This is a genomic window from Paenibacillus sp. YAE3 (assembly GCF_057546105.1).
In genome coordinates this window covers 64,609-77,094 of sequence record NZ_BAAIYF010000018.1, presented here as the reverse complement: position 1 = coordinate 77,094, position 12,486 = coordinate 64,609, and the positions used below count along the sequence as shown (strand labels likewise).

The window sequence follows — 12,486 nt, the reverse complement described above, 5'->3', positions numbered from 1 at the left end:
AGGGCGGCGGTGAAACCTTTTATTTTTCGAAAATTGGGTTGGCCGGTGTCGCAGTCCTTCCATTGGTCATTCATGGCGGAATTTCTGCCAGACGGAAACGGCAAGATCTCCCCATTTCATCCAGCCCGCATCCTTTTTCTTTTTCCCGCGGGTTCCATAAGCCGACGCATAGGCCTCGATCATGCGTTCCTCCGAGTCGGCCGGAGCGGCTCTCAGGGGAGAAGGCCGTTTGATGCGGACTCTTTCGGTTCCGAGCTTGAATTTGTGCATGAAGGCGGCCGACGCCTGTTTGGCGGCAAGCGTAATTTCGCTGAGCGCCTCGCCCAAATGCTTGACCGATTCCATGACGGGGTCGATCTGCTGCATTTTGTGCCGAACGTCCCTCGTAATATCGTTGGCTTCCCTTACGACCTGTTTCACTTCGTACCCCAGTTCGTCCACCGTTTTTTGGATTTCCTGCAGCGTTTGCGTCGTTTTCTCCAACGATTCCTTGGCGGCGAGAAGGGTTTTGATCAAATAAACGACCAGCGCCACAAACGCGGCGGCAATGACGGCAACGCTTACTCCGACGAGCATAGCAAAACCTCGCTTTCCCAGTAGATTGCACCGCTATCCCGTTAGCTCCGGCATAAACCGCCAACGAGACAACATGCGCTAAGGCGGCTCACCACGCGGCCGAATGTGCTGATATGCGTTAGTTACCCTGCCGGAGGATGCCCGAAACAAAGCCTTTTGCTGCACAAAAAAACGCCAAGCATCGTTTTCGGACGCCCGGCGTTTCTTCTATATTCGCATCATGTTATTTGAGCAGGAGCGACGGCAAAGAAAGCCAGTCCAGCTTAAACGTCAGCTTGGCGCCGTCCTGCAGGAATTCGATGTGGTCCACCGTCAGCATGTCCGGCAAATGGTCCTTCAAATGGACCGTGATCGTCCCCAGATTAAGCCATGAAGCGGGAATCCGCAAGGATTTGACGCTCGTGGATTCATGCTGCAGATCCAGGCTGCTGCCGCTGGCTTCCATATGGAATTTCAGCTCAGCCCCGAACGGAATCAGATTCTCGTATTTGCCGTTAATATCCGCCGTCACTTCCTGGCCGCTGAAATGAAACTCCGCACCGGTAACGGTGATCTGCTGCGGGATATCCCCCAAATGTTTCAGCAGCTCTTTTTTGGCCAGCTCGTTCAGCTCGCTGCCGTTAAGCGTTATTTCGGGCTTGCGCGTTTTCAGCATTTCCACGGCCTTGGCTTTGACGTCTATGTCTTGATAGCTCAGGTCCAGTTTCTGATCGGGAGAAATATACCAGATGATGAGGCCGCACGCGATGACGGCAAGCAAAAGCAACGTAACGATCATCCGAAGCAGTACTTTCATATTCCGACTCCTTTCCGGTTCAAGGCGGTCCTTCCCGCCTCTCTATTCTCCCATTATACTGGATTCGCCTATCAATCTCGAATCGGAGGGCTGAAGCGCCGCCGTCCCTGCGATCAGGCCAGACCTGTCCGGCCGGCCACTTCAAGCCAGCGTCTGGCGATGAGATCATGGCCTGCCGCCGACGGGTGGACGCCGTCATACAGCCAGTATGCCGGTTCGGCCCTTTTCGCGGCTTCGTCGAAAGCGTCCTGCAGCGGCACAAAAACCGCTCCGAATTCCTCCGCGAGCTCACGGACGACCGTTTGGTATTTGCCGACGAGCTTCTGCCACTCCTCCCATTTGGCTTCCGTTGCGACTCCCTTAAGAACAAACGGCTCGCACAAAATGAGACGGGTATCCGGCAGCACTTCCTTCGTTTCTTCCAGCAGATGCCTGTATGCCCTTTCAAAACGGTCCGTCACGCCGCTCGGCTCCTCCGACATCGTCCGCCATGCATCGTTAACCCCGATCAAAATGCTGATCACGTCGGGATTCAGGCTGAAGGCATCTTCGTTCCAGCGCGCATACAGATCGGAGACCCGGTTGCCGCTGATGCCCCGGTTGACGAATACCGGATTTTTATCCGCATGGTCGTTTGCCAGTCTGGAGGCGATCAGAAAAACGTAGCTTTGCCCGATAAAGTACTTTTGATAAAGCCCTCTGTCCCGGTTTGCGTCCGTAATCGAATCCCCTTGGAATAAAATAACCGCGTTTTCCTTCGAAATCATTGGCACCATTCCACGCTTTCCTGATTGATTTTTTTCAAGATTGCTATAAAATAATATACCTGAACTTTTGGTATTTTTGATAGATGACCGCCAATTTTGTTGGTTCAATTTGCCAAAGGCGGGTTATTTCTACGATAGGATGCGAATCCACATTATTGAAGGAGGAAAACAAAGATGAAAAAAATGATTGCGTTTGCGGCAGCTTTCGGCCTGATGGCCTCCATGGGCACGGCGGCGTTTGCCGATGCGGACAACTCCGCGGCGGAACAGGCGGCGTCCCCGGTTACCGGCACGTCGACGACGGTCGTTCAGCCTACCAAGCTGTTCGATGAGCCGCTGATCCAGCCGGGCGATCTTTCGAAGGAAAACAACGAACCGATCGTCATTTCCAAAATCACTCCTTTTTTTGCAGATCCTAACGGCCGCATTTTGAATTTCCTGTCTCCTCAGGTCGTGTACAGCACCGGAAAGCATGTCACCGACGTCAACGGCGACGGCCAGTGGGTCGAAATTTATACCTGGCTCGGCACAGCCTGGCTGCATATTCCCGAAGCGGTATAATTTCTGATACATAATAGGAACATGCAGCGCAAAAAGACCGGAGGCGAACCTCCGGTCTTTTTGCATGGCCATGATGATTGACATGACGCCAAAGAAGTTATCTGATGATGCTGCCTCCGTAAAGGAAGCGCTGCTTCCATGAATTGCTGAAATCCGTTACGACGACGCCGCCCGCTTTTTGGGAATAGGTGTGCAGAAGCTTGCCCTCCCCCAGATACACCGCCACGTGCGTAATCCGCTCATGGTCTTTGTCGGCGCCGACGCCCTCCAAAGCCGCAGACCCGATATCATTCACAAAAAAGACCAGGTCCCCGCGTTTGAGACCGTCAATATCGTATACCGCTTGGCTGTTTTGTTTCACCCAGGCTCCCTGCTGGCGGGAGTCCACCGGCAGGACGATGCCGGCGCCTTCCTTGAAAATTTGGCGGGTAAACGCCGAACAGTCGAAGGTATTCGTTTGGTTGCGGTCCGATCCGAATTCGTAAGGGGTCCCCAAATATTTCATTCCCGTTTGGATCACCCGTTCAATGGCCTCGCCGGCCTCCGAGGCGATCGGCGGCGTTGCCTGCGGAGCGCCGGATCCACTGCCGGAAGGGGCCGCTGATCCCGAACCCGAACCCGGGGAGGCTTTGCCAGGTACCGTTATGTATCGTTCGTCAGAGCTGGTATAGCCCACTTTGCCTGACAGTGTTTTTACTTTATAGAAATAAGCGGTGCTGCTTTCGAGAATGGTGACCTTATCCCCGTTTTTCAAATATCCGATGACCTGGCCCGACGAGGAAGGTTTGTCCCGCAACCGGACGCTCGCCTGAATGACGCCGGTTTGCGTGACCGCGCTCTTTTGCGCCGAAACCGAAGCGGCATCGGCTTTGGAGCCCGGCAGCAGCGCCGTACCGGGAATCACCGCGGAAACCAGCAGGCAGCCGATCAGGCATTTCTTGATGTTGAACATGTCAATCCTCCTTATGCTGACTGAAAATGGGCGTTCTTGTCCCCATTATAGTCATGCGGAAGGATGTGCTACATGCTTCTTTTCTCACAAATTTTCCATTCGTGTTTTAGACATTCACAGGACTAAAGACCCAAAATCCTATTCCCGTTGAATAACAAAACGCCGGCAACCCGGCGCCCGCATAACCTTCTATTTTTTGACGGCACCATGCCGCCCCGGTTCCAACACATCCAAATCCTTCGGCTCCACGTGGACATGGACGTTCATGATATTATGCATATCCGTCAGCCGGTCCTCGATTTCGTCGCTGATCCGGTGCCCTTCGATGATGCTCAAATGAGGGTCCACTTCGATCACCACATCCACCAGCACATGGTTGCCGTGTACCCTGGCTTTGACGTCCTTGATGCCTTCCACGCCCGGCGTGCGGCTGATGGCGCTGCGCAGATCCTTCAGCTCCGCCTGGTCGAAGCCGTCGGTCAACCGGTAGGTTGAGTCCCTGAAAATATCCCAAGCGGTTTTGCAGATCAACAAGCCGACCGCGATCGCCGCAACCATGTCGAGCCAAGGCAGCCCGAATTGGGCCCCGACGATGCCGACCGCCGCTCCGATGCTGACGAGGGCATCCGACAAATTGTCCTTGGCCGCTGCCATAAGCGCCTGGTTGTTAATTTGCCTCGCCAATCTCCGGTTGTACAGATACACGCCGTACATGCATACCGCGCACACCACGGCAATTCCGGCGGCCCATAGATCGGGCTGCGTCCCCTTGCCGGCAAACAAGGATCGTACGGCATCGACCAACACCTGGATCCCGACCGTCGCCATAATAAAGGAAGCGATCAGCGCCGCGACCGTTTCGGCCCGAAAATGCCCGTAAGCATGGTCGGAATCGGGCGGCTTCCGGGATATCCGCAGTCCGATCAGCACGGCCAGGGAGGCCACGATATCCGTCACGTTGTTAAAACCGTCGGCAAGCAGCGCGCTGGACGCAAACCAATAACCGCTCGCGAGTTTGAAGGAGGACAGGAGCAAGTAAGCCGCGATGCTGATCCAGGCTCCCCGCTCCCCTTTCCGTATATCGTCATAGATATTCACCAATTTCGAAGCCACCTTTACATGGGGTCCAAAAAGTCTTTTCCTATCCTATCAAATACCACCCGAGTGGGTCTAGAGAAACATAGTTGCAGCCGGTAAAGAGGTTTTATGCGCTACATCTCTTGTGGGGATCCGCAAAAACGGATAGAATTAGGTACGATAAACCTTAGGGAGGGCCTGCCCATGTCCGAAAGCAAAGAGCAGAAGAAGGTCAGCCTGGCTGACGCCATCCGCGCCAAGCTGGAACAGAAAAAACAGCAGAACCAATCGTTTAAGCCCGGCGGATTTCAAGGAAATTCCCCGCAGGCGATGAAAAGCCAAAACAATAAAAAGCCGAACAACCAACGCCGCCGCACCGGAGGCTCTTGAGCCATGGCGGAAAACTCCCCCACAAAGCGAACCCGTTGCAATTGTTTTTTTTCGAAGGGCTTTGCGGGGACCCCGAAGTATAGAATTTCTATGAACGAAAAAAAAGCTGCTCCCCGCCGGACAGCCCCTGTTTGAAAACAGAGGACCGCCCGGGCGGGTTAGCAGCTTTTTTCGATATGTCATCGCCGCCGGCCTACAGGCCGTTCGGATACATTTTTTCGCGGAGCGCCTTGATCTCTTCGCTTTCCAGATATTCGTCATAGGTCATGACCTTATCGATGATGCCGTTCGGCGTAATCTCGATAATCCGGTTGGCGATCGTCTGAATGAACTGATGGTCATGCGACGTGAACAGGATCGTTCCGTCGAAATCGATCAGCCCGTTATTCAGCGCAGTGATCGATTCGAGATCCAAGTGGTTGGTCGGTTCATCCAGCAGCAGGACGTTGGCGCCGTTCAGCATCATTTTGGCAAGCATGCAGCGCACCTTCTCGCCCCCGGAAAGCACGCTCGCTTTCTTCAGGGCTTCTTCCCCGGAGAACAGCATCCGGCCAAGGAAGCCGCGCAGGAAGGTTTCGTCCTGGTCTTTGGAATACTGGCGCAGCCATTCGACCAGGTTCAGATCGACCCCGTCGAAATATTCGGAGTTGTCTTTCGGGAAATACGCCTGGGAAGTCGTAACCCCCCAAGAGAATTCGCCGGAATCCGGTTCCGTGCGGCCCATCAACACCTCAAACAGCATCGATTTCGGCAGCCCGTTCGGACCGACGAACGCGATCTTGTCGCCTTTGTTGACGACGAAGCTCAGATCGTCCAGCACCTTCTCGCCTTCCACCGTTTTGGTCAGGCGGTCGACCGTCAGCAGCTGCTTGCCGGCTTCGCGCTCCGGTTTGAAGTTGATGAAAGGATATTTGCGGTTGGACGGACGAATGTCGTCCAGCGTAATTTTCTCCAGCTGCTTCTTCCGGGAAGTCGCCTGCTTCGACTTGGAGGCGTTGGCGGAGAAGCGTTGGATGAACGCCTGCAGTTCCTTGATCTTTTCTTCCTTTTTCTTGTTGGATTCGCGCTGCATTTGGAGCGCCAGCTGGCTGGATTCGTACCAGAAGTCGTAGTTGCCGACATACAGCTGGATTTTGCCGAAATCGATATCCGCAATATGCGTACATACCTTGTTCAGGAAGTGACGGTCGTGGGATACGACGATGACGGTGCCTTCATAATCCATCAGGAAGTTCTCAAGCCACTGGATGGATTCGAGGTCCAAGTGGTTCGTAGGTTCGTCCAGCAGCAGGTTGTTCGGGCGGCCGAACAAAGCCTGGGCCAAGAGCACGCGCACCTTCTCGTTGCCGCTCAGCTCTTCCATTTTTTTGTCGTGCAGCTCGCGCGTAATGCCGAGACCGATCAGCAACGCGGCCGCGTCGGCTTCCGCATCCCAACCGTTCAGTTCGGCGAATTCGCCTTCAAGCTCGCCCGCGCGCAGGCCGTCTTCTTCGGAGAAGTCCGGCTTGGCGTACAAGGCATCCTTTTCCTTCATGATCTCATAGAGGCGGCTATGGCCCATAATGACCGTTTCAAGAACCGGATATTCGTCATATTCAAAGTGGTTCTGCTTCAGCACGGCCAACCGTTCGCCCGGTGTCATATGAACTTCGCCGGAATTCGGCTCGATCTCGCCGGACAAAATTTTGAGGAAGGTCGATTTGCCGGCGCCGTTTGCGCCGATCAAGCCGTAGCAGTTGCCCGCTGTAAATTTTATATTCACATCTTCAAAAAGTGCGCGCTTTCCGTAACGGAGCGTCACGCCGCTTGTACTGATCATTAAGCATTACCATCCCTTTCACTAATAGGCTTCAGCACATTATAGCATAAAATGCCCCCGCAAAGGGGAGTTTTTGCTGCTTAGGCTTTACTCGACCCGCATCGTCTCCCCGCATTTCAGCACCCGGATGCGTTCCTCGGCGATGCCTAGCCGTTTCCGCTCGGCCTCCATCCGCTCCAGCGCCTCCTGCGCCGTATCGTCCGCAAGCCGGAACGTGCCGTAATGCATCGGGATCATCGTTTTCGCCCCGACATCTAGAAAAGCTTGCACCGCCTGCTCCGGATTGACGTGCTGCGTCGCCATGAACCACTCGGGTTCATACGCCCCGATCGGGATCATCGCCGCATCGATCTTGAAGCGGCTTCCGATCTCTCGGAATCCGGGAAAATATCCGCTGTCGCCGGCAAAGTACAGGGTCCGCTTCGGCGGGTCCGGATCGCGGTCCGCTGCAGACCGTGCTTCCGCGGCAGGCTCGAGCACGTATCCGCCCCAATGCGAGGTATTCGTGTCGAAAGGCGTCCGCCGCGTCCAGTGCTGGGCGGGCACGAATGTGATCTTCGCGCCGCCGACGGCCGTCTGCTCCCACCAGTCCAGCTCCATGGCGTTCCGGAAGCCTTTGCGGACCATTTTGGCGCGCAGCCCGGCCGGAACGATCAAGGTCGTACCCTCACGATACAGCTTCCGTATGGAAGCCAGGTGCAAATGGTCATAATGGGAATGCGAGATCAGGATAACGTCCACCGGAGGCATGTCGCCGATGGCGATTCCCGGATCCAGGGTCCTGCGGTCCAGTCCCATCCGGTTGGCCCAGACCGGATCCGTCAGCAGATTCAAGCCCTCGTATTGAATGAGGAACGTCGAATGCCCGATCCAAGTGATCGTAGGTTCGCGGCGGTTTCCCTGAAGATACTCGATGTCGGGAGGCACGCTGGGTACCCGGAAGGCGAGATCCTTTTTCTTCCCTCTCCGTTCCTTTCGCCACTGTCTGAACTCCTGCACGGAATGGTCCGTACGGACATCATCCATATTTTTATAGCGAATTTTTGGCAAATGTTCTCCCTCCTTCTCCTCCAGGCTCATCCCTTCCATTTTACCCTGAACATGGCGCCATTTTCCAGCCAAGGCGGTTGACCGAAGCTGCCGCTCTCCTGAAAATTTTGGGTCGTAACCTGCGGCAAAAGGTTTTTGTTTATCGCGAAGTAAGGTACACTTATTCATGAGGCGAAATATTTGATATGGCCGTTACCTTGAAGGAGGTTTGTATCCCATGAAAATAAAATTCATCGAACCGACGCCGAGTCCGAACTCCATGAAACTTCACCTGGATGAAAGCCTGGAGCCCGGAATCCGCAAAACATATACGCTCGAAAACGAAAGATCGGCCCCGGCTTGGATCCGGGAAATGCTGCATATCGAAGGCGTAAAAAGCGTGTTCCACACCTTGGATTTCGTGGCGCTCGAACGCAAAGGCAATGCCGACTGGTCTGCCATTCTCGGGGAGGTGCAGGAACGCTTCGGGCAGGAAGGCGTGCAAAACGCCGCGCTCGAGGACGAAGCGGGAGCCGGCGAGCATTTTGGCGAAGCCGAGGTGCTGGTCCAGTTCTTCCGCGGCATTCCGATGCAGATTCGCGTCAAATCCGGCATGGAGGAAGAACGTCTGGCGCTTTCCCAGCGATTCACCGATGCGGTGATGGAGGTCGCCGCGACGACCATGATCAAGGAACGCAAGCTGAAGGATTACGGCGTCCGTTACGGGGAGCTGAAGGACATCGCCAAAGAGGTTGAGCAGGAACTGGAAGCGGCATTCCCCGAAGAGCGCCTGAAGCAGGTCGTCGCCCAAGCGATCGCCCATGGGGCCAGCAGCGAGGAATTCGAAGAGCAGCGGCGCGAATTGACCGACGAAGAGCTCAAGGAAGCGATGAACAGCTCGGACTGGCGCGTCCGTTATGCGGCGCTGGACGGCATGACGCCGACGGAAAAGCATCTTCCGTTGCTCCGTCAGGCTCTCCACGACGAGAAAATGCAGACGCGGCGCCTTGCGGTCGTTTATCTTGGCGACATCCGCACGCCCGAAGCGATGGAGCTGCTGTACGAAGCGCTGAAGGACAGCTCGCCTACCGTGCGCCGCACGGCCGGGGATACGCTCTCCGATATCGGCGATCCGGCTGCGACGCCCGCCATGCAGGCTCTGCTTAAGGACACGAGCAAAATCGTCCGCTGGCGGGCCGCCCGATTCCTGTACGAGGTCGGAACGGAGGACGCCAGAGACGCGCTGAAGGAAGCCGTCGACGATCCCGAGTTCGAGGTCAGCCTGCAGGCGCGGATGGCGCTGGAGCGGATCGAATCCGGCGAACAGGCCGCCGGCACCGTGTGGCAGCAAATGGCCAAACGCAACCGTTCCTGACCGGGTCCGCCGATTTATTGCTGCATTACCATATATATCTATTGTCATACGCTTCGCATTGCTTTACTATAGAAAAGCAATTGAAGACGTAAAGATAACCTCATCCTGCAAAGGTGAGGTAGAGGTTGCGAAAGCGATGAGTAGCTGCAGGGAGGCGCAAGGAACCGCCGACGATCTGCCGTGAAGGGCGCTTTCGCCGAAGTGTGGCGGTCCGTTCCGATCGACGGCCATGCTGGGGCTGTACCCGAAAGGGACAGAACTGTCGCGGCTGAATCGGCATCGCTTAAGAATGCCGTTTGGCCGTGTTGAGCTATCTTTCATGGATGCACGGATGCGGAAGCCAGAGGACAAGCATACAGCCCGCAGGTCATTCCATGCCCTGCGGGCTTTTTGGGCTGGTTTATCCCCTTCCATGATCATAACGAAATCATACAGAAGGGAAGTTTTACACTCATGAGCAGCAAACAACCTGCGAATTCCCTAAGGCAAAGCTTGAAAGCCCGCCACATGACGATGATCGCCCTCGGCGGTTCGATCGGCACCGGACTTTTTCTTGCCAGCGGGAGCGCGATATCTTCGGCCGGTCCCGGCGGAGCCATCCTGGCTTATGCCGCGATCGGACTTATGGTTTATTTTTTGATGACAAGCCTTGGGGAACTGGCGACCTACATGCCCGACTCCGGCTCGTTCAGCACGTACGGCAGCCGTTTCGTCAGTCCCGCTTTCGGTTTTGCGGTCGGCTGGAACTTTTGGTATAACTGGGCGGTCACGATTGCGGCCGAACTTTCCGCAGCCACCGTCATTATTAAATACTGGTTCCCGAATTCCCCGTCGCTTCTTTGGAGCTTTTTGTTCCTGGCGCTTATGTTCGCCCTCAACGCGTTATCCGCGAAGGGTTACGGCGAATCGGAATATTGGTTTGCGATTATCAAGGTTGCCACGGTCATCCTGTTTCTGGTGCTCGGCGTCATGATGATCTTCGGCATTTTCGGCGGCAAACCCGTCGGCTTCAGCAATTTCAATCTGGGCGGCAGCCCGTTCCATGGCGGATTTTTCGCCTTTATCGGCGTGTTCATGGCCGCAGGCTTCTCGTTCCAGGGCACCGAACTGATCGGGGTCGCGGCGGGAGAAAGCGAAGACCCGCGGCGCAACGTGCCGCGGGCCATCCGCCAAGTCTTTTGGCGCATTCTGCTGTTTTATATTTTGGCGATTGTGGTCATCGGATTTTTGATCCCTTACACGAACCCGAACCTGCTGAAAACCGACTTGAACAACATCGGCGTCAGTCCGTTCACGCTGGTATTCGAAAAAGCCGGGCTCGCCTTCGCCGCTTCCGTCATGAACGCGGTCATCCTGAGCTCCGTGCTTTCCGCAGGCAACTCCGGCATGTACTCTTCGACCCGCGTGTTGTACGCGATGGCCAAAGACGGGCTCGCGCCGAAAATATTCGGCAAGCTGAGCAGCCGCGGCGTTCCGATCAATGCGCTGATCATGACCGGACTGATCGGCATGCTGGCTTTCCTGGCCTCCCTGTTCGGGGACGGCGTCGTGTACAACTGGCTGCTGAACGCCTCAGGCATGTGCGGATTCATTAACTGGCTCGGCATCGCCGTATGCCATTACCGGTTCCGCCGCGCCTTCATCGCGCAGGGGCATTCTCTCGACGAGCTGCCTTACCGCGCCAAATGGTTCCCGTTCGGCCCGATATTTGCCTTTTTCCTGTGCATCGTCGCCATTGCCGGCCAAAATACGGGCGCCTTCACCGGTTCGAAAATCGACTGGTACGGTTTGTTGGTATCCTACGTCAGCGTCCCTTTGTTTATCGTTATTTGGCTCGGATACAAATGGGTCAAAGGCAGCAAATTGATTCCGCTGAAGGAATGCGATTTGACGATGCACGAACGGGCGAACCGATAATGAAACAAGAAAGATCCCTTCCGCTTCTGCTGCATGCAGTCCGGGAGGGATCTTTTTTTAACGTATGCTATTTCCAGGTCACGTATACCCGCAAGTCCTCCGTTTCGTCCAGCTCGCTTTCCACGTATGAGATGGAATTGACGCCAAGCCGGTACAGATCCTGCAGATCATCCACCAAAGCCTCCTTGCTTCCGTGATAACGGAACAACAGCGAGCGTCCCCCCTGCTTGATCACGGCCTGCGCTTTGGACCTCAGTTGGGCGCTGGAGCTGACGATCTGCGACGGATCGTAAAGCTGGTATTCCAGGTCCCGCTCCAGCTTCTTGTAGAAGCCTTTGCGGCTGTCGTTCTGCCTGATCAGCTGCTTGAGCGTATCCCGGTACGGCGTATTCGCGGCCGGATAACTTTTCGTCCAGGCGTGGTCCTTTTTCATCTGCGCGTCGGTGCGAAGATAATATCCGAATCCGATCTCTCCCTTCCTGTCCGGCGCCGGGTCGTCCCAAGTCGTGTCGAGATGGTACCATTTCCCGTCCAGCAAGACGAGGTTCCACGCATGAAGCTGGCTCATCCCCGTATTCCGCGGCGTGGCCGTCCCCTCTACGATCCGGTTCGTGATGCCCGCATCCTTCAGCATCTTATAAGCTAGCAGGGAGTATCCCTGGCAAACCGTGCTGCCAGAGCTCAGTCCGTCGTAAGCCGTATATTTCTGCAGCGTTTCGTCGTATTTCAAATGAAGCACGATCCAGTCATGGATCGCCTTGATTTTCTCGTGGTCGTTCATCCCCGGCTTGATAATATCGCCCAAAATGCTCCGGACCTGCCGGGAGACATATGCCGTTTGGGCCGCCGTTTCCCGGTAGCTCAATTGAACGCTCACGTTCGCCGACTTCGAGCTGCCGCTGTAAGAATAACCGTAACTTTCGATGGTATAGTTCATATACGGATCGCTTTCAAGCGCCTCTTCGAGCGCCTGTTTCAGCTGCCCCTTGAGCTGATTCGTTTTCCCTTGGTAAACAAATTGAATTTGCCCGAGCCGTTGATTCATCGCGCGCAGCAGCGTGTTTTGCAGCTCCTGGTCGGTTTTGACCACGCTGGCGCCTGATGTCGTCGAGGATGCATAAACCATCTCCCAATCGATACAAAGGGGTATTACCGCTGCGATGAGCGTGCCGGTCAGCAGCATTTTGGCCGCCGATCCCCGCTTCCATCTCATACAGTCCCCTCCCT

Annotated in this window: 12 protein-coding genes and 1 riboswitch; of the genes, 4 read left to right on the top strand and 8 right to left on the bottom strand. The window is 55.4% G+C overall.

Annotated elements, in window-relative coordinates; translation table 11 throughout:
- Window positions 1-66: 66 nt before the first annotated feature.
- From AC27KL_RS25650 to AC27KL_RS25640, 3 genes are all read right to left on the bottom strand, one after another.
- Entirely contained in the window at window positions 67-576 is a 510-nt protein-coding gene (locus AC27KL_RS25650; protein ID WP_339322382.1) for a DUF948 domain-containing protein, read from the bottom strand.
- Between the two features lie 223 nt (window positions 577-799).
- Window positions 800-1,372: a hypothetical protein gene (locus tag AC27KL_RS25645; protein ID WP_487171570.1), complete on the bottom strand. Its 573-nt coding sequence runs from the start codon at window positions 1,370-1,372 to the stop codon at window positions 800-802.
- Between the two features lie 113 nt (window positions 1,373-1,485).
- Window positions 1,486-2,139: an SGNH/GDSL hydrolase family protein gene (locus AC27KL_RS25640; RefSeq protein ID WP_487171590.1), complete on the bottom strand. Its 654-nt coding sequence runs from the start codon at window positions 2,137-2,139 to the stop codon at window positions 1,486-1,488.
- 174 nt (window positions 2,140-2,313) lie between these two features.
- Between AC27KL_RS25640 and AC27KL_RS25635 the strand changes: the two genes are divergently transcribed.
- Window positions 2,314-2,700 carry a hypothetical protein gene (locus AC27KL_RS25635; RefSeq protein ID WP_212951871.1) on the top strand — a complete coding sequence of 129 codons (387 nt, stop codon included), beginning with the start codon at window positions 2,314-2,316 and terminating at the stop codon, window positions 2,698-2,700.
- A gap of 97 nt (window positions 2,701-2,797) precedes the next feature.
- Here the strand turns inward: AC27KL_RS25635 and AC27KL_RS25630 are convergent, their stop codons facing one another.
- Window positions 2,798-3,652 carry a C40 family peptidase gene (locus AC27KL_RS25630; RefSeq protein ID WP_487171569.1) on the bottom strand — a complete coding sequence of 285 codons (855 nt, stop codon included), beginning with the start codon at window positions 3,650-3,652 and terminating at the stop codon, window positions 2,798-2,800.
- Window positions 3,653-3,841: 189 nt separating this feature from the next.
- Window positions 3,842-4,753, bottom strand: a complete 912-nt coding sequence (locus AC27KL_RS25625) for a cation diffusion facilitator family transporter (protein ID WP_339322386.1) — start codon at window positions 4,751-4,753, stop codon at window positions 3,842-3,844.
- A 180-nt stretch (window positions 4,754-4,933) separates the two neighbouring features.
- Here AC27KL_RS25625 and AC27KL_RS25620 point away from each other — a divergent pair, with 180 nt between their 5' ends.
- Window positions 4,934-5,119 (top strand): hypothetical protein, encoded by a 186-nt coding sequence (locus tag AC27KL_RS25620; protein ID WP_036712824.1) that lies wholly within the window; start codon window positions 4,934-4,936, stop codon window positions 5,117-5,119.
- 193 nt (window positions 5,120-5,312) lie between these two features.
- Here the strand turns inward: AC27KL_RS25620 and AC27KL_RS25615 are convergent, their stop codons facing one another.
- Both AC27KL_RS25615 and AC27KL_RS25610 read right to left on the bottom strand, forming a co-directional pair.
- Window positions 5,313-6,938, bottom strand: coding sequence for an ABC-F family ATP-binding cassette domain-containing protein (locus AC27KL_RS25615; RefSeq protein WP_487171568.1), 1,626 nt, complete (start codon window positions 6,936-6,938; stop codon window positions 5,313-5,315).
- Window positions 6,939-7,025: 87 nt separating this feature from the next.
- On the bottom strand, window positions 7,026-7,988 hold the full coding sequence (locus AC27KL_RS25610; RefSeq protein ID WP_487171567.1) for an MBL fold metallo-hydrolase: 963 nt from the start codon (window positions 7,986-7,988) through the stop codon (window positions 7,026-7,028).
- Between the two features lie 217 nt (window positions 7,989-8,205).
- Here AC27KL_RS25610 and AC27KL_RS25605 point away from each other — a divergent pair, with 217 nt between their 5' ends.
- Together AC27KL_RS25605 and AC27KL_RS25600 are read left to right on the top strand one after the other, a co-directional pair.
- The gene (locus AC27KL_RS25605) at window positions 8,206-9,342 is read left to right on the top strand and encodes a virulence factor (RefSeq protein ID WP_487171566.1); all 1,137 of its coding nucleotides are present in this window, start codon (window positions 8,206-8,208) and stop codon (window positions 9,340-9,342) included.
- 111 nt (window positions 9,343-9,453) lie between these two features.
- A riboswitch (Lysine riboswitch) is annotated at window positions 9,454-9,663 on the top strand.
- 132 nt (window positions 9,664-9,795) lie between these two features.
- A complete protein-coding gene (locus AC27KL_RS25600) occupies window positions 9,796-11,259 on the top strand; it encodes an amino acid permease (RefSeq protein ID WP_339322390.1) in 1,464 nt (487 codons plus the stop codon).
- 67 nt (window positions 11,260-11,326) lie between these two features.
- Here the strand turns inward: AC27KL_RS25600 and AC27KL_RS25595 are convergent, their stop codons facing one another.
- The gene (locus AC27KL_RS25595) at window positions 11,327-12,472 is read right to left on the bottom strand and encodes a transglutaminase domain-containing protein (RefSeq protein ID WP_339322391.1); all 1,146 of its coding nucleotides are present in this window, start codon (window positions 12,470-12,472) and stop codon (window positions 11,327-11,329) included.
- Window positions 12,473-12,486: the final 14 nt, after the last annotated feature.

What these genes read in the sequence shown, in the direction of transcription:
- AC27KL_RS25645 (WP_487171570.1), bottom strand. Translation starts at nt 1,372, where the DNA reads ATGAAAGTACTGCTTCGGATGATCGTTACGTTGCTTTTGCTTGCCGTC.
- AC27KL_RS25605 (WP_487171566.1), top strand. Translation starts at nt 8,206, where the DNA reads ATGAAAATAAAATTCATCGAACCGACGCCGAGTCCGAACTCCATGAAA.
- AC27KL_RS25600 (WP_339322390.1), top strand. Translation starts at nt 9,796, where the DNA reads ATGAGCAGCAAACAACCTGCGAATTCCCTAAGGCAAAGCTTGAAAGCC.
- AC27KL_RS25640 (WP_487171590.1), bottom strand. Translation starts at nt 2,139, where the DNA reads ATGATTTCGAAGGAAAACGCGGTTATTTTATTCCAAGGGGATTCGATT.
- AC27KL_RS25595 (WP_339322391.1), bottom strand. Translation starts at nt 12,472, where the DNA reads ATGAGATGGAAGCGGGGATCGGCGGCCAAAATGCTGCTGACCGGCACG.
- AC27KL_RS25650 (WP_339322382.1), bottom strand. Translation starts at nt 576, where the DNA reads ATGCTCGTCGGAGTAAGCGTTGCCGTCATTGCCGCCGCGTTTGTGGCG.
- AC27KL_RS25620 (WP_036712824.1), top strand. Translation starts at nt 4,934, where the DNA reads ATGTCCGAAAGCAAAGAGCAGAAGAAGGTCAGCCTGGCTGACGCCATC.
- AC27KL_RS25615 (WP_487171568.1), bottom strand. Translation starts at nt 6,938, where the DNA reads ATGATCAGTACAAGCGGCGTGACGCTCCGTTACGGAAAGCGCGCACTT.
- AC27KL_RS25635 (WP_212951871.1), top strand. Translation starts at nt 2,314, where the DNA reads ATGAAAAAAATGATTGCGTTTGCGGCAGCTTTCGGCCTGATGGCCTCC.
- AC27KL_RS25630 (WP_487171569.1), bottom strand. Translation starts at nt 3,652, where the DNA reads ATGTTCAACATCAAGAAATGCCTGATCGGCTGCCTGCTGGTTTCCGCG.